General features: G+C 70.6%; 15 protein-coding genes. 8 read left to right on the forward strand and 7 right to left on the reverse strand.

Features of this window, described 5'->3' with window-relative positions; genetic code table 11:
* Positions 1 to 11: 11 nt before the first annotated feature.
* On the forward strand, positions 12 to 989 hold the full coding sequence (locus JHE00_RS21955; RefSeq protein WP_200321076.1) for a sugar-binding transcriptional regulator: 978 nt from the start codon (positions 12 to 14) through the stop codon (positions 987 to 989).
* Between the two features lie 15 nt (positions 990 to 1,004).
* Here JHE00_RS21955 and JHE00_RS21960 read toward each other — a convergent pair whose 3' ends face one another.
* The gene (locus tag JHE00_RS21960) at positions 1,005 to 2,006 is read right to left on the reverse strand and encodes a ferritin-like domain-containing protein (RefSeq protein WP_200321078.1); all 1,002 of its coding nucleotides are present in this window, start codon (positions 2,004 to 2,006) and stop codon (positions 1,005 to 1,007) included.
* Between the two features lie 194 nt (positions 2,007 to 2,200).
* Positions 2,201 to 2,872, reverse strand: coding sequence for an IniB N-terminal domain-containing protein (locus JHE00_RS21965; RefSeq protein ID WP_200321080.1), 672 nt, complete (start codon positions 2,870 to 2,872; stop codon positions 2,201 to 2,203).
* A 249-nt stretch (positions 2,873 to 3,121) separates the two neighbouring features.
* On the opposite strand from JHE00_RS21965, the gene JHE00_RS21970 reads away from it, so the two are divergent.
* Positions 3,122 to 5,581, forward strand: a complete 2,460-nt coding sequence (locus JHE00_RS21970) for a helix-turn-helix domain-containing protein (RefSeq protein WP_200321082.1) — start codon at positions 3,122 to 3,124, stop codon at positions 5,579 to 5,581.
* Here the strand turns inward: JHE00_RS21970 and JHE00_RS21975 are convergent.
* On the reverse strand, positions 5,578 to 6,054 hold the full coding sequence (locus JHE00_RS21975; protein ID WP_307832054.1) for a nitroreductase family deazaflavin-dependent oxidoreductase: 477 nt from the start codon (positions 6,052 to 6,054) through the stop codon (positions 5,578 to 5,580). The genes JHE00_RS21970 and JHE00_RS21975 overlap by 4 nt on opposite strands.
* The gene (locus JHE00_RS21980) at positions 6,051 to 6,650 is read right to left on the reverse strand and encodes a TetR/AcrR family transcriptional regulator (protein WP_200321084.1); all 600 of its coding nucleotides are present in this window, start codon (positions 6,648 to 6,650) and stop codon (positions 6,051 to 6,053) included. Before JHE00_RS21980 ends, JHE00_RS21975 begins: the two co-directional genes overlap by 4 nt.
* 121 nt (positions 6,651 to 6,771) lie before the next feature.
* Here JHE00_RS21980 and JHE00_RS21985 point away from each other — a divergent pair, with 121 nt between their 5' ends.
* Both JHE00_RS21985 and JHE00_RS21990 read left to right on the forward strand, forming a co-directional pair.
* Entirely contained in the window at positions 6,772 to 7,764 is a 993-nt protein-coding gene (locus JHE00_RS21985) for a LamG-like jellyroll fold domain-containing protein (RefSeq protein WP_230424696.1), read from the forward strand.
* Positions 7,765 to 7,794: 30 nt separating this feature from the next.
* Positions 7,795 to 8,733 carry an RluA family pseudouridine synthase gene (locus JHE00_RS21990; RefSeq protein ID WP_200321086.1) on the forward strand — a complete coding sequence of 313 codons (939 nt, stop codon included), beginning with the start codon at positions 7,795 to 7,797 and terminating at the stop codon, positions 8,731 to 8,733.
* A 542-nt stretch (positions 8,734 to 9,275) separates the two neighbouring features.
* Here the strand turns inward: JHE00_RS21990 and JHE00_RS21995 are convergent.
* The 3 genes from JHE00_RS21995 to JHE00_RS22005 form a co-directional block, all read right to left on the reverse strand.
* Positions 9,276 to 11,759 carry a DNA gyrase/topoisomerase IV subunit A gene (locus tag JHE00_RS21995; protein ID WP_200321088.1) on the reverse strand — a complete coding sequence of 828 codons (2,484 nt, stop codon included), beginning with the start codon at positions 11,757 to 11,759 and terminating at the stop codon, positions 9,276 to 9,278.
* A gap of 16 nt (positions 11,760 to 11,775) precedes the next feature.
* The gene (locus JHE00_RS22000; RefSeq protein ID WP_200321090.1) at positions 11,776 to 13,833 is read right to left on the reverse strand and encodes a DNA gyrase/topoisomerase IV subunit B; all 2,058 of its coding nucleotides are present in this window, start codon (positions 13,831 to 13,833) and stop codon (positions 11,776 to 11,778) included.
* Between the two features lie 156 nt (positions 13,834 to 13,989).
* Positions 13,990 to 15,027, reverse strand: a complete 1,038-nt coding sequence (locus JHE00_RS22005; protein ID WP_200321092.1) for a DNA polymerase IV — start codon at positions 15,025 to 15,027, stop codon at positions 13,990 to 13,992.
* A gap of 60 nt (positions 15,028 to 15,087) precedes the next feature.
* Between JHE00_RS22005 and JHE00_RS22010 the strand changes: the two genes are divergently transcribed.
* From JHE00_RS22010 to JHE00_RS22025, 4 genes are all read left to right on the forward strand, one after another.
* The gene (locus JHE00_RS22010) at positions 15,088 to 15,999 is read left to right on the forward strand and encodes a ribonuclease Z (protein ID WP_200321094.1); all 912 of its coding nucleotides are present in this window, start codon (positions 15,088 to 15,090) and stop codon (positions 15,997 to 15,999) included.
* A gap of 82 nt (positions 16,000 to 16,081) precedes the next feature.
* Complete coding sequence (locus tag JHE00_RS22015) at positions 16,082 to 16,345, forward strand: WhiB family transcriptional regulator (protein WP_230424697.1); 264 nt, start codon at positions 16,082 to 16,084, stop codon at positions 16,343 to 16,345.
* Between the two features lie 649 nt (positions 16,346 to 16,994).
* Positions 16,995 to 17,717: a class I SAM-dependent methyltransferase gene (locus tag JHE00_RS22020; protein ID WP_200321097.1), complete on the forward strand. Its 723-nt coding sequence runs from the start codon at positions 16,995 to 16,997 to the stop codon at positions 17,715 to 17,717.
* A 259-nt stretch (positions 17,718 to 17,976) separates the two neighbouring features.
* Positions 17,977 to 19,305, forward strand: coding sequence for an MBL fold metallo-hydrolase (locus tag JHE00_RS22025; RefSeq protein ID WP_200321099.1), 1,329 nt, complete (start codon positions 17,977 to 17,979; stop codon positions 19,303 to 19,305).

The raw sequence follows: 19,305 nt of genomic DNA on the forward strand, positions 1-19,305 counted from the left end.
ATAGTGCTCAGATGAGCGCTCAACGTCGGCCCCTCGGGTTGTCTGATTCGGTTCAGGCCGCATCGATCGCACACCGCTTCTACGTCCGGGGCGAGTCGAAGCTCGAGATCGCGGAGGCGTACGGTCTGAGCCGGTTCAAAATCGCGCGAATTCTCGACAGTGCAAGGGAAAGCGGTCTGGTACGCGTCGAGTTCGACCTCCCGGCCCCCATCGACCCCGCGCTCTCCGACGAGCTGCGCTCCGCGTACGGTCTTCAGCGCGCACTGGTGCTCGAACGAGCGAAACCGAACGAGACCAGACCAGAGCTGCGCAGGCGGATCGGAGCACTCGCCGCCCGGCTGCTCACGGAGATCGCCACCAAGGACGACGTCATCGGCCTGTCCTGGGCACGCTCGGTGAACGTTATGACGGAGCAAATCAGCACGCTGCCTCGTTGCCCGATCGTGCAGCTCTGCGGTGTACAGGCGGGCATGGACATGCGCGACCGCTCGGTCGAGACGGTGAGCGGCCTCGCGCGGATCTCCGGCGGCGACGCCTACCCCATCTACGCGCCGCTCGTGCTGCCCGACCGCAGGACCACCGAGACGCTACGCCGTCAGCCCGGCATCGCCGAGACGTTCGGCCAGTTCCGCAGTCTCACCAAGGCGGTGGTCAGCATCGGCGCGTGGCAGGAGAACGAGTCGACGGTCTACGACTCACTCTCGCCCGCCGAGCGCGACGCCATCAGCAAACGCGGCGCCAGGGCCGAGGTGGCGGCGAGACTGTTCGACGCGGAGGGCAACGCGCTGTCGACCGGGCTCTCCCACCACGTGCTCGCGATCAGCCACGAGGAACTGCACCAGGTGCCCGAGGTGATCGCGCTGGGCTACACCACCCCGAAGGCGGAGGCGGTGGATGCGGTGCTGCGCTCGGGCATGGTGTCGACGTTGATCACCGACGCCGACGCCGCCCGCGACGCGCTGGCACTCGCGTCGGGGCGGCGTGGTTAGAAAACGCCTGGGGCGTCAGGAGTTGTCGTCGCTGGCGTTGACGTCTCCGTTCACGCCACTCGGGAAGAAGCCGCCGGAGGTGGCGGACTGGTTGGTCAGATAGACCACGTTGAGCACCTGCCCGGGGCTGCGGGAGAAGGTGATGCCGCTGGCGTCGGTGGGAACGATGTTCGCCCGCCCGTCGCCGTCGACCACGCCCTGGTCGATGTCGGTGGTGCCGTCGAGGCTGTCGCGGGCGTCGGAGAGCTTGACCGACGCCTCCTTGAGGTCGCGGCCGAGCAGCCCGAGTCCCAGAAGACCGCCCTTGTGCTCGTAGAGAGCACTGCGGATGTTGCCAGCGTGGTAGGCCTCAGCGGCGAGAATTCCCGCGGCGGCGTCCAGGTAGGTCTTGTTGGTGATCAGCGGAGCCGCGCCCTTGTAGGCCGTCACGCCGACGTCCTCGAAGAGGTACGCGGCGAGCAGGAAGTTCTCTTCGCACGCGAAGGCGTCGAACGAGCTCCCCGGCTTGACGATGCCCGCCGCCTGCGCGGCCGCGGTGAAGCTGCTCTGCAGGTCGATGGCCGGACGGCTCACCGCCGCGCCACCGAGTGCCGTGCGCAGGAACTCGACGTGCGCCTTCTCGTCCGACGCGATCTCCTGCGCGTACTGGCGGGCGGCCCTGCTCGTGAACCGCACGGCGCGGCCACCGGTGACACCCCCGGGCGTCCCGGTGCCGGAGGTGAGGGAATCAGGCAGGCCCTGACCGGTCGTGGCGTACAGGTAGAACTCCGCCTCGAGGTATTCGAGGTTCAGCGCGAAGTTCAGCACCGCGCTGTCGCTGACCTCGGCCGCTGCTTCCTCCGCCGAAGCCGCGCGGCTGCGCGGTGCCGCGGCGGCCGGCGCCGCGAGCCCGCCGAGCGCTCCCGCGCCGACGGCCCCGAGGCCGGTCATCCCGGCCGCCCTGAGGAAACGACGACGGTCCTTCTCGTTCTCCGCGCTTCGGTTGATCATGGACGCGGCATGGCGTTTGCCGAACAATTCCAGTCTCCCTTCCTTCGCGCGGCGACAGTGCTCGAGGTCGCGCGAGCCCCGGCGGGTCCGCCGGGAAGTTCCGGTGGTGTCTACCTGACAGGGGTGGTTCGGAACTGTGTCCCGGCCGGTTTGCCGAGTTGCCCGAACGGATGACGGGCGCGGGCCCCCGGCACCATCGCCGAGGGCCCGCGCCGAGCTCATCAGAAGTCGATGTCGTTGCCGTTCAGCACGCCACCGACGTCGAGGTTCGCGGCGTCGCCCGCGACCTGGCCGACGTTGCCGACCTCGCTGAGCTGACCGACGTGCGCGCCCTCGCCGATGCCCGAGGCGACGTCGCCGACGACGTCCTGCGCGACGGGCGCGACGGTGGTGGCGGGGGCGATGTCACCGACACCCAGGTCGCCGCCCTCGACCGCGTTCGCCACGTCGCCGGTGACCGCGTTCAGGTCGCCGACCGAGGAGGCGCCAGCGGTGAGGTCGTCGAGGCCCTCGAAGCCGGCCAGGCCGGTCACGTTCTCAACCGCGCCGACCCCGGCGCCGCCCACGGCGACGTCCTCGACGGCTCCGGTGACGGCACCGGCGACGTCTCCACCGGCGATGTCGCCACCGGCGATGGTGGAGTCCAGGCTCTGCGCGAGGTCGTTGACCGAGGAGAACCCGTTCTCCACACCCAGGTCCTGGGTGATCGAGTCGACGGTCTGGATCTGCGTCGAGTCGAGCACGAGCGGGAGGATCTCCTGGACGTCGCCCGGGGTGATGTCGCCCAGACCCGCCCCGTTCAGCACGTCCTGCGGCGCGGCGTCGAAGGCCGAGCGGGCCTCGGGGTCGGTCAGCAGGTTGAGCGCGAAGTCGTACAAGTTCTGTTCGGGCACGGAAGTGTCTCCCAGTCACGTGTTGATCGGTTCGGCGGCCACGCTAGGGCCGCCGAGCCCGGGGACACATCGGTGTTCGATCCCGGTTCGCCTCCACCCGTCATCGGGGCACCCCGCTCTCACCCCCTAGGGGGCACCGGGGATCACTGTGCGCATCGCCTGGTCGCGCGAATCACATCGATCGAGTGAACCGAACGCGGAGCGGCTCCGAATACCGGGTGCACGTGTCGACGAACGGAGGCGGAACGGATGCTGGACCAAGCCGCGGCGGTGGGCGGGCCGCTCCTGGGCGAGGAGGCCTCGGGGCTGCTCGACACCGTGCGGCAGGCCCCCCGGTCGGGGCTCCACGTACTCGTCACCGCGCCGGGCGGCTACGGCAAGTCCGCGCTGATCGCGGCACTGTCCGACACCTACGACAAGGCGGACGTGCAGGTGGTCGACGATCCGGGCACGGGATCCGGCGACGAACGGGCGCTCGTGGTGGACGACGCGCACCTGCTGTCCGAGAACGCCATCGACCGCGTCCGCGAGCGGGTGCGCGACGGCTGGCCCCGAGTGGTCCTCGCCACGAGGCCGCACCCACTGCCCCCGGCGCTGCGGGCGCTGGCCGCGGAACTCGCCGGCGACACGGCCGTGCTGTCGCTCGGCCCGCTGAGCCTCGCCCGCACCACGGAGCTCACCGCGGCGGCGGGCTCCTCACTCGACGACGACCTGCTCTCCCGGCTGCACCGCTACACCGCCGGGGTGCCGCGATTCCTGTCGAGGCTGCTGCCCGTCGCCGCGCGCCTGGGCTCGGCCTGGATCCCGTCGGCGAAGGCCAACCTCGCCGTGCTCGACGCGTTCGGCGCCGAGCTGGCCGTGCTCGACGACGCGGTGCTGCGGTTCGTGATCGCCGCCGACGCCGGGGCTGCGATGAACACCGAGCTGCTGAGCGAGCTGTTCGGATCCGACGCCGACCTCGTGGCCGAGACCGCGCGGGCGGCGGGCCTGCTGGCGCCGGACGGCCGCCCGGCGCCGATCGTGGCCGACGCCGTGCGACTGCAGTACCCCGCGCAGCGCCGCAGCGACGTACTCGGCCGCATCGCCGACAACCACCAGCGGTCGGGGCTGCCGGTGGCCGAGCTCGCCGACGCGCTGCTCGATGCCGGCGTCTCGGGCCCGACGGCGGCCGGGATCTTCAGCAGAGCCGCGACGGAGACGACCGACCCCGCCGTGTCCGTGCGCCTCTACCGGGCCGCCGCCTCGGCGGGCCCGCGCACCGGCGACGTCGTCGCGGGATGGGCGCGCGCCTCGGCGCTCAGCGGCGACTTCGACACGGCGCTACTGCTCAGCGACGAGCTGCTCACGAGCACGCGGGACGAACACCGGGCCGAAGGTGCGCTGATCGCGGGCACCACCCTGGCGCGACGCGGGGAGCTCGCGCGTGGCGAGGAGCTGCTGCGTTTCGCGGGCGGTCCCGCGGCGACCCGCTTCGCCGAGATCGTCTCCATCGGCCTCGGCAAGGCCGAGCCCGGCCCGCCCTCATCGAGCGCGGCGGGACCCACCCTGCTCGCGGGCGTGGCCGAGCGGATGTCGGCGGGGCTGCGGGAGTCGCTGTCCCCCGAACCCGCACGCACGTTGCCGACGCTGCTCGGCGCCGCGGAGCTCGCCAGGCCGGCCAACCCCGGCACCCTGCTCCCCGAGTCCCCTGCCGGGCTGGCCGCGCTCGCCGCACTGCACTGGGGTGAGGTGGTCTCGGCCGAGACCGTGCTGGCCTCGGCGCTCGCCTCCGCGGGCGCGGAACAGCCCTTCGCCGAGCGCAACCGCGTCCTGCTGGCCTGGGCGGCGCTGCTCGCGGGCGATCTGCCGCTGGCCGAGCAGCGGGCGCACGGGCTGCGGCCCGTCCCCGGTGACGGCGGCGAGCTGTTCGTCGCCGCGCTCCGGCTCGGCGCGGCGCGCCGCGCCAGCAACCTGCCGGCCCTGCGCAGCGCGTGGAGCACGGCCTACCACGCGCTGCTGCGCAGCTCCGTGTCCCTGTTCGCCCTGTTGCCACTGAACGAGATCACCATCACGGCCGCACGTCTCGGCGAGGAGTCCTCGGTCGCCTCGGTCGCCGAACAGATCACGACGCTGCTCGCCGAACTCGGCAACCCACCACTGTGGACGACCGCCACCCGCTGGGCCCGCTTCTACGCGAGCGTGATCTCCGAGGACAGGGCCGCCGCCGAGGACGGGCTCGCCGGGCTGCGCGAGTTCGCGGACGCGGGCCGCTACCCTGCCGTGCTGACGGAGGCGGGCGCCGCCTGGCTCACCGTCCTCGACGCGAAGCCGGACGTGGACCTGGTGACGGTGGCCGCCACCGCGCTGCACGAACTAGGCCTGCCCTGGGACGCTGCTCGACTGGCCGGGCAGGCCGCCATCCGCTCCGACGACCGCGCGGCAATGGCCCAGCTGCTCGACACGGCGCGCCAGTTCCAGCGCCTCTCGCACGGTGGCGAACCGGCGGCGCCCACGTCCCACCCCACGGCGAGGACGGTGCTGAGCTCACGCGAACAGCAGGTCGCCGCCCTGGTGGTGGAGGGCCTGACCTACAAGCAGATCGGCGCCCGGCTCTACATTTCGGGCAAGACCGTCGAACACCACATGGCCCGGATCCGGGGCAAGATCGGCGTGACCAACCGAGGACAGCTCATCACCGCACTGCGCGAGCTGCTCGGCAGGCCACGCTAGGCCGGATCGAGGCGCACGAACGGCATCCGGCGCCCGACCTCCCGGAAGTCCGCCTCGCCGCCGTCCACCGCGAACCCCATGTAGCGGGCGAGTTTGCGGCCCAGCGTCGGGTTGCGTGCACCGTAGGCGGCCATCACGTCGGCGCCGCCCTCGGCCTCGAGCGGCACGACCCTGGCCCGCGAGACGCGACCCCGGACCTGGATGTCGACCTCGGGCGTGGCGAGCACGTTGCGGTACCAGTCGGCCTTCTCCCCGAACCCGGAGCACAGGTAGTAGGAGCCCTCGCGCGTGCCCACCACCTCGAGCACGACGTCCCTGCGCCTGCCCGACTTGCGTCCGATGTGGATGAGATACAGAAAGCGGGCGGGCACCAGCCTGCCGAGCCCCACGCGGTACAACCTGTTGGGCAGACGGAACAACAGCCGCCGCAGCCCCGTCGGCGGCTCCGGTCTGGCGACGATCTCCACGGTCACTCCCCTCCTCCCGAGGCACCGAGGCGCCCCAGCGTGTCCAGTGCGATTCCCACGGGCAGGTCCGGATCGAGCAGCGCGTGCAGCACGAGCCCGTCGACCAGCGCGGCCAGCAGCACGGCGGCGCCGTCCCGGTCGCGTTCCGGCAGGTCCGGGTACAGCTGCTCCAGGTGGTCGGCGACGCGGGCGCGGGCCTGCCGCAACCCGGCCCGGAAGAGCTCGGCCAGCGCCGGATCCCTGGCCGCCCCGGCGATCAGCTCCACGCTGAGCCGGACCACCCGGTCGTCGGCGGTGACGGCGGGAACGACCTCGCGCAGCACGTCGAGCGCTGCGGCGGGACTGCCCGCCGCGAGCACGGCGTCCACCACGGGTTCGATCACCAGCTCACCGGCGCGCCGCGCGATCGCCTCGCGCAGTCCGGGCAATCCGCCGAAGTGGTAGTGGATCAGCCCCTGGTTCGCCCCGCCGCGCTCGGCGACCGCGCGCGTCGTCACCGCGGGCCAGCCACCCTCGCCGAGCAGCTCGATCCCGGCCGCGACCAGCTGTTGCCTGCGGCGCTCCCCGCGCGGCGAACTTGGCCGGTCGACTAAATTGGTCACTCGACCAAGTTAGCACGTTCTCGCCGATTCGGAACCTGGACGGTTCGGCTGATCGACTGTAGGCTTCAGAACCGGGTTACTGAAAGCGCTTTCAGGCTACGGATCACGACGAGGTGAGCAGATGTCGATGGCACAGGGATTCGTTGACCGCAGGCGGAAACCGGCGATCCGGACACTGGGCGTACTCGCGACCGCGCTCGTCTGCACGACGCTGGCCACGCCGGTCGCGCAGGCCGGGAAACCGGGTCGCGGGGACGTTTTCCCCACCCTGGCGCCGAACCTGGCCGCCTACTACGACTTCGACCACCCCGTGCGCGGCGACGCCGCGAAGGAACGCGACCGCGGCTTCTCCGGCACCGAACTCGACCTGGTCAACGGGGGCGAGCAGATGCGCGTGCGCGACAGCGCGTTCCCCGGCAGCGGCCAGGCCCTGCAGACCAAGCAGGTCGACCCCGAGGTCGACGGCAACGACGACTGGAAGGCCGGCGTGTACGACGCCGACGGCGTGCCGACGCTGAACGCGTTCAACGGGGTCACCGGCACCACCGTGATGGGCTGGTTCAAGGTCACCGGCGAGCACCCGAAACCCAACTCGACCACCCCCGATCCCGACGACCGCTACAACGCGGTGGGCCTCGCCGGGATACTGGCAGGCAACTCCGACGGACACGGCGTCCGCGCGCTGCTCGAACTGATCGATGTGGACGGTGAGCTGCGGCTCGTCGCACTCGGCAGGCGCGACGACAACGGCAGCTCGCAGACGTTCGCGGCCTCGCAGGACTGGCGGACGCTGCTGCCGGATGGCGAATGGGTGCACCTCGCGGCCACGTTCGACTTCGACGACGGCACGATGGCCCTGTACCGCAACGGAAAACCCGTCGACGGCTTCTACACCGACCCCGGCGACCCGTGGGGTGTCGACGGAGAACCGGAGCCGGACCGCACGTCGCCGACCGACCCCGCGGGTATCAAGATCGGCGGCAGCTTCCCGCAGAACACGCTGGAACGCAATCCGTGTGACTGCCGGTTCGACAGCCTCATGTTCCTCGACCGTTCGATCTCGCCCAACGAGGTGCGCCAGCAGTACCGGTGGATGGTCCGAGGCAGAGGGTGACACCCGCGGCGGCGGTTAGAGTGGGAGCCGATGAAACGCCCCGCTTCGCCGCTGCCGCCCCGGCACGGACTGGACGCCGCACGGCTCAGGCTGCCCCTCGAGGGCACCTGGGCCACGGTGCGCGACCACCTCGTCGAGCGGCTGCACCGGCTGGAGCCGAGCCGGATCGACGAGATGCTGCGGGACCAGCGCATCGTGGGCCTCGACGGCCCGATCGGCATGGACACGCCGTACGTGCCGGGGACGTTCATCTGGTTCCACCGCGACCTGCCCGACGAGGTGCCGGTGCCGTTCGAGATCGGCATCGTGCATCGCGACGACGACCTCGTGGTGGTGGACAAACCGCACTTCATGGCCACCATCCCGCGCGGGCAGCACGTACTGCAGACCGCGCTGGTGCGGCTGCGGCACGAGCTCCGGCTGCCCGAGCTGAGCCCGGCGCACCGGCTCGACCGCGTCACGGCGGGGCTGGTGATGTTCGTGGCGCGGCCCGAGCTGCGCGGGCGGTACCAGACGCTGTTCCGGGACCGCAGGGTGAACAAGGAGTACGAGGCGATCGCGCCGTACGACCCCGCCCTGGAGCTGCCGCGCACGGTCCGTAGCCGGATCATCAAGGAACGCGGCATCCTGACGGCGCAGGAGGTGCCGGGAGAGCCCAACGCGGAGACGTGGGTGGAACTCTCGGAGCAGCGCGACGGGCTCGGCCGGTACCGGCTGCGCCCGCAGACGGGGCGCACGCACCAGCTGCGGGTCCACATGTCCTCGCTGGGCGTGCCGATCCTCGGTGACACGTTCTATCCGGTGCTCAGGGAGACGCCGCTGAACGACTTCAGCCGTCCCCTACAGCTGCTGGCGCGGGTCCTGGAGTTCACGGACCCGCTCACGGGCGAACCGCGCCGCTTCGAAAGCCGCGCGACCCTGCAATCGTGGACGAACCACGAAGCCTGGCAATCCACAATCCTGGCGTAACCGCGCGAGTCCCCCACTCCGGCGCGCGAGTCCCCCACCCAGGCGCGCGAGTCCCCCACCCAGGCGCGCGAGTTGCGCGCCCAAGCGCGCGAGTCCCCCACTCCGGGGCGCGAGTTGCGCGCCAAGGGGCGCGAGTCGTGCGCACCAGTTCGCGAGTCAGGCGCTCGGAACGTCGAGCTGTGCGTTCAGGCTCGGTGCGGTGCCGGATCGCGGACGAGTCCGCCCATCGTGGTCGAAGTTGTTGAGGCGAACACGGAGCACCGGTCCTCAAAGATTCTGCGGACTCGTCGCAGCCCCCGCGGGCTGGAGCGGAGGACTCGTACACCCCGAGCGGTCGGCTCGCGGTCCCGAGTGCACAAGTCGGCGACCTGCACTGCACGACTCGCGGTTCCGAGTGCACGACTCGCGAGCAGGATTGCACGACTCGCGGGCCGGAACGGGCAACTCGCATGCCCGAGCGAGGGACTCGCGAACCGGAGCGAGGGACTCGCGAACCGGAGCGGGGGACTCGCGGACCCGGCGCGGAGCGCCGGGCCGGGGCTTCAGCCTCGTTCTACTTGGTGGCCCACCACGTCCGGGCCCGGGTGGGCGGCTCCGGAGCCGTCCCGGCGGGCGTCCACCTCGGGCAGTTCCACCGGGTCGCCGTTCTTCATCGCCGCCGCCGGCCTCGGGCCGATCCACGCCGCGGTGAGACCGTTCTCCCCCTTGAGGAAGCGGTGTGCCCGCACACCCGCCGTCGCCCTGCCCTTGGCCGGGTACTCCGCGAACGGCGTCATCTTCACGCTCTGCCCTGTCGCCGTCACGACCATGGGCTCGCCGTGTTCCTCGTCGTCGGTCCGGATCGCGCCGAAGAACACCACCTCGGCGTCACCGCTGAGGTTGATGCCCGCCATGCCACCGCTCCTGAGCCCCTGCGGCCGCACGAGCGACGCCGCGAACCGCAGCAGCGACGCCGCCGACGACAGGAACGCCAGCGTCTCCTCGCCGTCGGTGAGCCACACGGCGCCGATCACCTCGTCGCCGTCCTTGAGCCCGATCACCTCGAACTCGTCGGACCGCACCGGCCACTCCGGCGAGCACACCTTCACCACGCCACGCCGGGTGCCGATCGCGAGGCCCGGCGAACCGGCCGCCTTCTCCCCCAGCGGCGCGATGCCGACCACGCGCTCGCCCTTGTCCAGCGGCACGAGCTCGCGCGCGGCCATCCCGCCGCGCAGCGACACCGTGCCGACCTGTTCCGGCAGTACCGGCAGCGGCAGGACGTCGACCTTGAACGCCCGACCCGCGCTGGTCACCAGCAGCACCTGGCCACGCGCCGTGGAGTGCACGACCGCGGACACGGCGTCGTGCTTGACGCGACCGCTGCGCCGCCTGCTCTCGGAGGCTTCCTCCGACTCGGCCGCCGTGCGCGCCACCAGACCCGTCGCCGACAGGATCACCTGGCACGGGTCGTCGGCCACCTCCAGCGGGCCGGCCGGCTTCGAGGCGGCGAGCACCTCCTTGAGGTCACCGTCGATGAGCGACGTGCGCCGCTCCACCGGGAAGTCCTTGGCGATCCTGGCGAGCTCCTGCGAGACGACCTTCTTCAGCACCGACTCGTCGTCGAGGATCTTGGCCAGCTCGGCGATCTCCTCGAGCAGCTTGTCCTGCTCGGTCTCCAGGTCGATCTTGTCGTACTTGGTGAGCCTGCGCAGGGGCGTGTCGAGGATGTAGGTCGCCTGGATGTCGGAGAGCTCGAACCGCTTCATCAGGCCTTCCTTGGCGGCCTGCGCGTTGTCGCTCTGGCGGATCAGCCGGATGACCTTGTCGATGTCGAGCAGGGCCTTCAGCAGGCCCTCCACCAGGTGCAGCCGCTCCTCACGCTTGCGCTTGCGGTAGCGCGTGCGCCGCGTGACGACCTCGTAGCGGTGTGCCAGGAACACGTCGAGCAGCTGCTTGAGCCCCAGCGTCTGCGGCTGGCCGTCGACGAGCACGAGGTTGTTGATGCCGAACGACTGCTCCAGCGGCGTGAGCCGGTACAGGTCGGCCAGCAGCGCCTGCGGGTTGACGCCCACCTTGCACTCGATCACCAGTCGCGTGCCGTTCTCGCGGTCGGTGAGGTCCTTGACGTCGGCGATCCCACTGAGGCGCTTGGACTTGTTGACCTCCTCGGTGATCTTCTCGATCACCTTCTCGGGGCCGACGCCGTAGGGCAGTTCGGTGACGGTGATGCCCTGCCGCCTGCTGCCCTCGATCGGGCCCGTCTCGACCTTCGCGCGCATGCGCACGATGCCGCGGCCGGTCTCGTACGCCTTGCGCACCTCGTCGAGGCCGAGCAGCATCCCGCCGGTGGGCAGGTCGGGGCCCGGCACGAACTCCATGAGCTTGTCGAGCGAGGCGTTGGGGTGGTTGATCAGCCAGCGCGCGGCGGCGATGACCTCGCTCAGGTTGTGCGGGATCATGTTGGTCGCCATGCCGACGGCGATGCCTGAGGTGCCGTTGACCAGCAGGTTCGGGAACGCAGCCGGCAGCACGGACGGCTCCTCGAGCGAGCCGTCGTAGTTGAGCCGGAAGTCGACCGTCTCCTCGCCGAGTTCGCCGGTGAGCAGCATCGCCTCGGGCGACATGCGCGCCTCGGTGTAGCGCGAGGCGGCGGGGCCGTCGTCGGGCGAGCCGAAGTTGCCGTGCCCGTCGATGAGCGGCACGTTCATCGAGAAGTCCTGCGCCAGGCGCACCATCGCGTCGTAGATCGCGGTGTCGCCGTGCGGGTGGTAGCGGCCCATCACGTCGCCGACCACGCGCGAGCTCTTCACGTACGCGTGGGTGGGCCGGTAGCCGTTCTCGTTCATGGAGAACAGGATCCGGCGGTGGACGGGCTTGAGTCCGTCGCGCGCGTCGGGCAGCGCGCGCGAGTGGATGACCGAGTAGGCGTACTCCAGATAGGAGTCCTCGATCTCGGTCTTGACGGAGTTGTCGTAGACGTTCGCGCCCGCCTGGTCGAACGCGGCCGGATCGACGCGGGTGATCGTGCCTTTGCGGCGTGCCATCGCTTGTTACCTATCCCTAGATGTCGATCGCGGCCTGGTCCACGCGGGCGGCCGACGAGATGAGCCAGTTGCGCCGGGGTTCCACCTTCTCGCCCATCAGCAGCTCGAGCGCGGACTCGGCCGCGTCGACGTCGTCGAGGGTGATGCGGCGCACGGAGCGCGTCGTGGGGTTCATCGTGGTGTCCCAGAGCTCGTCGGCGTTCATCTCGCCGAGGCCCTTGAACCGGGGAACGGGCTTCTTGACCGTCTTGCCCGACGTCTCCAGCTGCGCGACCTTCGTCAGCATCTCGCGCTCGGTGAAGGTGTAGTGCGTCTCCTCGTTGCGGCCCTTGGTGACCACCTTGTGCAGCGGCGGCATCGCGGCGTAGAGCCTGCCGTCCTCGATCACCGGCCGCATGTACCGCGCGAACAACGTGATCAGCAGCGTGCGGATGTGCGAGCCGTCGACGTCGGCGTCGGCCATCAGGATCACGCGGCCGTAGCGCATGGTCGAGAGGTCGAAGGTGCGCCCGGTGCCCGCGCCGAGCACCTGGACGATGGACGAGATCTCGGCGTTCTTGAGCGCGTCGCCGAGCCCGGCCTTCTGCACGTTGAGGATCTTGCCGCGCAGCGGGAGCAGCGCCTGGTACTCGGAGACACGGGCCTGCCGCGCGGAGCCGAGCGCGCTGTCGCCCTCCACGAGGAACAGCTCGCTGCGGGAGACGCCGGTGGTGCGGCAGTCGACGAGCTTCGGCGGCATCGCGGCACCCTCGAGCGCGGTCTTGCGCCTGGCCGCGTCCTTCTGCTGCTTCTGCGCGAGCCGCACGCGCGAGGCGTCGACGATCTTCTGCAGCACCGTCTTGGCCTCGGCCTTGGTCTTGCGGTTCTCGGCCCACGCCTTGATGTCACGTTCGACGATGCCCTGCAGGACCTTGGTGATGCCCGCCGTGGACAGTTCGTCCTTGGTCTGCGACGTGAACTGCGGCTCGGGGATGCGCACGTGGACCACGGCGGTCATGCCCTCGAGCACGTCGTCGAGCGTCGGCGGGTCCTCCTTGGCCTTGAGCAGCCCGCGCGTCTTGGCGATGGTCTCCTGGAACGACTTCACGAGCGCGCGGTCGAAGCCCTTGCGGTGGGTGCCGCCGTGGAGGTTGCGGATGGTGTTGGTAAAGCACTCGACGGTGCGCTCGTAGCCGGTTCCCCAGCGGAGCGCGATCTCCACCTCGGCATGACGTTCCACATTGGACTTCATCACGCCGTTCTCGTCGGCGGCGTTCTCCTTGTAAACGCCTTCACCGTTGATGACGAGCATGCCGCAGACGGCCTTGTCCCCGGCGGGAGCGAGGAACTCGACCATGTCGGTGAGCCCGCTCGGGTGGTGGAACGTCTCCTCGTTGATGGCACCGTCGGTGGCGGTGCGCAGCACGTAGGTGACGCCGGGCACGAGGAACGCCGTGTTGCGCAGCTTCGTGCGCACCGACTCGACGTCCAGGGCGGCGCCGGTCTCGAAGTAGCGCGCGTCGTACCAGTAGCGGATCGTGGTGCCGGTGGACTCGGCGCGCTTCATCTTGCGCACAAGCCGCAATCCGGACTGCGGGGTGAACTTGGCCTTCGGGCCCTGGCCGTCGAACGTGCCCGCGACGCCGCGCGCGAAGGACACCTCGTGCACCTTGCCCGCGTGCTTCACGGTGACGTCGAGGCGCAGCGAGAGCGCGTTGACGGCGGAGGCGCCGACACCGTGCAGGCCGCCCGAGGCCTTGTAGCCGGAGCCGCCGAACTTGCCGCCCGCGTGCAGGCGCGTGAGCACGAGCTCGACACCGGAGAGCCCGGACTTGGCGTGCACGCCGGTGGGGATGCCCCTGCCGTCGTCCTCCACCTCGACGGAGCCGTCCGGGTGCAGGGTGACCACGACCTTGCTCGCGTGCCCCGCGACGCCCTCGTCGGTGGAGTTGTCGACGATCTCCGAGAAGAGATGGTTGACGCCGCGGCTGTCGGTGGACCCGATGTACATGCCGGGCCGCTTCCGAACCGCTTCCAGCCCCTCAAGGTGGGTCAGGTCGTCGGCCCCGTAGAGGGTCTCAGCAGAAGCTGTCACAGGGTGCTCTCTCCCAGATCTCGAAGCGCCGGTGCGTGCCGGACGAAGTGCGGCGCGACCAGCGAACAACCGTAGTGCACGGTATCCGCCCTTCCCGACATTTCCGCACGTGCCTCGCCGACCACCGGTGTGCGCGGCGGTCCGAGGTGACCAGGTTCACGTGCGGTCGAAGTCGGCCCTGACGCCGAGCAACCGGACCTCACGTGCCAGTTCGAAGCGATTCAGCACGGTCAGTGCGGCGCGCTCGAGCTCCACGGCGTCGCTGGTCGGACGCTCCAGGGTAGCGCTTCGGGTTTGCGTGGTGAACGGCGCGAACCGCACCTTGACCGCCACGCGCACCGCGGGCCGTCCCTCGGCCACCACGTCGTCGGCGACCCGGTGGGCCAGTTCGCGCACCCGCTGCTCCATCTCGGCGCGGTCACTGAGGTTGCGCTGGAACGTGGTCTCCCTGCTGCGCGAGCGGTGGACATACGGCGTCGCGGTGACCTCGCGATCGCCGGCGCCGTGCGCGAGAACCCGGAAGTAGGGGCCCATCGTGGGCCCGAAGCGGGCGGCGAGCTCGGCGGGATCGGCCGCGGCGAGCCCACCGACCGTCGTGATGCCGAGCTCCGCGAGCTTCTTCACGGTCTTGCCGCCGACGCCCCACAGCGCGTCGGGCGGACGGTGGGCCATCACCTGGACCCAGTTCGCCGCGGTGAGCCGGTAGATCCCGGCCGGTTTGGCGAAGCCGGTGGCGATCTTGGCGCGCGCCTTGTTGTCGCCGATGCCGACCGAGCACGACAGCCCGGTCTCCTCCAGCACGGTCCGCCGGACCCCGGCGGCGAAGGCCTCGGGGTCGTCGGCGCTCACCCCGAGGAACGCCTCGTCCCAGCCCATCACCTCGACGACGACGGGCAGCTCGCGCAACGCGGTCATGACCCGCTCCGAGACCGCCTCGTAGGCGGGTGGGTCCGAGGGCAGGAACACCGCGTCGGGGCAGCGCTTGGCCGCCGTGCGCAGTGGCATGCCGGAGTGCACTCCGAACTCGCGGGCCTCGTAGGACGCCGTCGCCACGACGGCTCGTTTGCCCGGATCGCCCTCGCCGCCGACGATCACCGGTTTGCCGCGCAGCTCGGGGTGCCGCGCCACCTCGACCGCCGCGATGAACTGGTCGAGATCGACGTGCAGGATCCAGTCCGATGTAGACGCCGACACGGGACCAGTATGTGCTCCCTCGGCATGCGTGGCCAGGGTGAGCGGGCCTAGAGTTCGTCCGTGTCGGTTCGCGAGCTCGTGGTGCTGGGCACCGGAAGCCAGGCCCCGTCCCGCACGCGCAACCACAACGGCTACCTGTTGCGCTGGGACTCCGAGGGGCTGCTGTTCGACCCCGGCGAGGGCACCCAGCGGCAACTGCTGTTCGCGGGGGTGCCCGCGAGCGCGATCAGCCGGATCTGCCTGACGCACTTCCACGGCGATCACTGCCTCGGCGTGCCCGGCATCGTGCAGCGGCTCTCGCTCGACGCCGTCTCGAGGCCCGTGCGGGCGCACTATCCGGCTTCGGGCGCGCACTACTTCGCGAAGCTGCGCCACGCGAGCGTGTTCCACGAGGTGGCCGAGCTGATCGAGGAGCCCATCGAGGCCGAGGGCACGCTCGCGACCGGCCCGTTCGGCGAGCTCCGGGTCCGCAGGCTCGACCACCCGGTGGAGGCGTTCGGCTACCAGCTCGTGGAGCCCGACGACCGGAGCATGGTGCCCGGGCTGCTCGCGGCACACGGCATCAGCGGGCCGGACGTGGGCGAGTTGCGGCGGGCGGGCTCGCTGCGCGGTGTCTCGCTAGCCGAGGTGAGCGTGCCGAGGCCGGGGCAGCGGGTCGCGTTCGTCATGGACACCAGGCTCTGTGACGGCGTCTTCGCGCTCGCGCAGGACGCCGACCTGCTCGTGATCGAGTCGACGTTCCTGTCCGAGGACGAGGCGCTGGCCCACGAGCACGGCCACCTCACGGCGGCGCAGGCGGCCAGGGTGGCCGCCGAGTGCGGCGTCCGCACGCTGGTGCTGACGCACTTCTCCCAGCGATATCGGGACCCGGCGAGGTTTCACGCCGAGGCCGCCGAGGTATACGGCGGCGAAATCGTGGTGGCGGAGGACCTGATGCGCGTCCCTGTCCCCCGTCGCCGCACAACGGAATAGTCCCCGGCGGGCAGGTGTTGACTCCGTGGCCTGCCCGAACCGAGGCAGGAAATCCCCGTAAGAAAAGGAGGGCGGCACAGCCATGCTCGACATCGCGTGGTCGGAGCGTGCCGCCTGCCGTGACGAGGATCCAGAACTGTTCTTCCCGGTCACCGACATGGGACCGGGCGCACAGCAGACCGCGCGCGCGACAGCGATCTGCGCGAGCTGTCCGGTGCGGGCGCAGTGCCTGCAGTACGCACTGGACGGCGGTCTGGACTTCGGGATCTTCGGTGGCACGAGTGAGCGCGAGCGTCGCGATCTCGTGCGCCGGAACCGCGCGGCAGGTCAGCCACGCGCCGCATAACGGCCGGTGAGAGAGTTCACCGAGCCACGGGAACATCGGCCGCGGTGCCGGTGTTGAACAGGATGGTCGATGCGCACCGTGTCCCCCGGGCCGCATTACTAATTGCCGTCACGGAATACCGTTCGGCTGGAGCCGTGACGCGCCTTTCGCCGAGAGGCGACCGTGCGCATCGACCCCTAGCCCGGAACGGCCCCCACTCGCGCGGTGGGGGCCGTTTTCGTTCTCGCGGCGCGCTCGGTGGCGCCGGCCAGCAGGTGGCCGCGCGCTGGCGGAACCATTCGTTCCACGGCGCGCCGGTCGTCCGGGGCCGGGCCGAGCGCTGGGGCGCCGGGAGAACCCTTGTCCCGTCACCACGTCGCGATGGACTCTCCGTGACTGGTCTCACCAGTGGGCGGTGCACCAGTAGGAGCGCCGGGGACCCCACCGGTTACAGTGATGCATCGAGTCGATCACGCCGGTGACACGCCGGAGATCACTCACCTGCCTTTCGCTCGATCGCAGAGTCGTTTAGGCTGACGGAAATTTCGCGCTAAATCGATAAATCGCCCTGTTTCGCGGGGCCTGGTCGTTATTGCTGCACCGCCACGGTTTCGCGGCAGTCACCTCGCCCGCTGCGTTGCTGAGGGCTCGCACGCCGACTGGAGGCCGCGTGACACACGACGAGCAGGGACAGGGCGCATTCAACGCCGCGACCGGCAGGAGCCTGGAAAGCGACAACGGCAAGCCGCGTTACCTCGCCTACCAGCGCGAACTGATCCGACCGCACTGCGGCCGGTCACTGCTCGAGGTCGGTGCGGGCATCGGTGAGTTCGCGGACGGCTTCACAGGTCTCGACCGCTACGTCGTGACGGATGTGGACCCCGAGGCGGTCCAGGGCATGAAGCAGCGCTTCGCCGACCGCCCCGAGGTCGAGGTCCAGCAGTTCGACATCGACGGTGCCGCCGTGCTGGAGCAGCCGGTGGAGACGCTGGTCGCGATCAACGTGCTGGAGCACATCGAGGACGACGTGGATGCGTTGCGGTGCCTGGCGAAGTCGGTCACCGACGGTGGCGACATCGTCCTGTTCGTACCCGGCTACCAGCAGCTGTACGGCGAGTTCGACCGCAAGGTCGGCCACTTCCGCCGGTACACGCCCACGACCGTCACCGCCGCCGCCGAGCAGGCCGGGCTCACGGTCGAGGTGGCCCGGCCCGTGAACTTCCTCGGTGCGTTCGCCTGGTGGGCCGCGGTGCGCAAGGGCGGAGCGGGCGCGCCGAACCCCAAGCTCGTGGCCGCCTACGACCGCTTCGTGGTGCCGGTGACCAAGGCACTCGAGTCCAAGGTCAAGGTGCCGTTCGGCCAGTCGATCCTCTGCGTGGCCAGGAAGAACTAGCTCTCGACCACGACCCGCCGCCGCCTCTCCGCCCGGCTCGGCCGGCGCCGGAGGGGTGCGCGGGCACGGTCCCGCTCTCGCCCCGATCGATCATCCACAGTAGACATCCTGGGGACGCCGCGATCTCTCGCTCGCCGGTGAGACCGTTGCCGGTTGCCCCGATACAGCGCCCTCCCGTGGAGAATGCGCTGAAGTTTTCGAACACCCTGGCGTCGCGACGCGGCTCGGTCTAGAAAGTGGATGTGGGAGGGAGCTGGACATGGAGATCGTGGCTGTCGACACGCCGACTCTGGGCGACCGCAGTTACCTGGTGCACGACGGCGAGGTCGCCTTCGCCGTCGACCCGCAGCGCGACATCGACCGGATGCTCGCACTACTCGAGGACCGGGGTGTGCGCCTGACCCACGTCTTCGAGACCCACATCCACAACGACTACGTGACCGGCGGCTTCGCGCTGGCCAGGCTCACGGGGGCCGCCTACCACGTGAACGCGGCCGACCCGGTGTCCTTCGAGCGGGAGCCGATCGACGACGGTGACGTCGTGGAGGTGAGCCAGGCGCTGCGCGTGCGCGCGCTGGCCACCCCCGGCCACACGTTCACCCACCTGGCCTACGTCCTGGACTCCCCCGGCGAGGTGCCCGCGGTGTTCACGGGCGGCTCGCTGCTGTTCGGCTCCACCGGACGCCCCGACCTGCTCGGCCCCGCCCACACCGGTGAGCTCGTGCACGCGCAGTACTCCTCCGCGCGCCGGCTGGCCACGGAGCTGCCCGACGAGACCCGGGTCTTTCCCACCCACGGCTTCGGCAGCTTCTGCTCGGCGACGCCGACCTCGGGTGAGGAGTCCACGATCGGCAGGGAGAAGCGGATCAACCCGGCACTGACCGAGGACCAGGAATCCTATGTGACCAGCCTGGTCGCCGGCCTCGACGTCTACCCCGCCTACTACGCGCACATGGGAGCGGCCAACATCGCGGGCCCCGGCGCTCCCGACCTGAGCCCGCCGGAGCAGGCCGAGCCGGCTGAGCTGCGCAAGCGGATCGACGCGGGCGAGTGGGTGGTGGACCTGCGCCACCGCACCGCGTTCGCGGCCGGTCACGTCGCCGGGACGCTGAACTTCGGCATCGACGGCGGCTTCGCGACCTACCTCGGCTGGCTGCTGCCGTGGGGCAGCCCGCTGACGCTGCTGGGCGACTCCCCCGAGCAGGTGGCGGAGGCGCAGCGCGAGCTGGTGCGGATCGGCATCGACCGGCTGGCCGCGGCCGCCGCGGGCGACGTGCGCGACTGGGCGCCGGAGCTGCGCTCCTTCCCCACCGCGTCGTTCGCCGACCTCGCGCAGGTGCGCCACCACCGCCCTGTGGTCGTGCTGGACGTGCGTCGCGGGTCGGAGTGGGCCGAGGGCCACCTCCACCACGCCGTGCACATCCCGCTGCACGAACTGCTCGAGCGCATGGCCGAGGTGCCCGACGGCGAGGTGTGGGTGCACTGCAAGTCCGGCTATCGCGCGGCGATCGCCGCGTCGCTGCTGGACGCCGCGGGGCGCAGGGTCGTGTCGGTCAACGACGACTACGACGCCCACGTGGCGGCCTGA

Source organism: Prauserella cavernicola (assembly GCF_016595675.1).
Classification (GTDB): domain Bacteria; phylum Actinomycetota; class Actinomycetes; order Mycobacteriales; family Pseudonocardiaceae; genus Prauserella_A; species Prauserella_A cavernicola.

What these genes read in the sequence shown, in the direction of transcription:
- JHE00_RS21995 (WP_200321088.1), bottom strand. Translation starts at nt 11,759, where the DNA reads ATGGCACGCCGCAAAGGCACGATCACCCGCGTCGATCCGGCCGCGTTC.
- JHE00_RS22025 (WP_200321099.1), top strand. Translation starts at nt 17,977, where the DNA reads ATGGAGATCGTGGCTGTCGACACGCCGACTCTGGGCGACCGCAGTTAC.
- JHE00_RS21985 (WP_230424696.1), top strand. Translation starts at nt 6,772, where the DNA reads ATGTCGATGGCACAGGGATTCGTTGACCGCAGGCGGAAACCGGCGATC.
- JHE00_RS21955 (WP_200321076.1), top strand. Translation starts at nt 12, where the DNA reads ATGAGCGCTCAACGTCGGCCCCTCGGGTTGTCTGATTCGGTTCAGGCC.
- JHE00_RS21970 (WP_200321082.1), top strand. Translation starts at nt 3,122, where the DNA reads ATGCTGGACCAAGCCGCGGCGGTGGGCGGGCCGCTCCTGGGCGAGGAG.
- JHE00_RS21990 (WP_200321086.1), top strand. Translation starts at nt 7,795, where the DNA reads ATGAAACGCCCCGCTTCGCCGCTGCCGCCCCGGCACGGACTGGACGCC.
- JHE00_RS22015 (WP_230424697.1), top strand. Translation starts at nt 16,082, where the DNA reads ATGCTCGACATCGCGTGGTCGGAGCGTGCCGCCTGCCGTGACGAGGAT.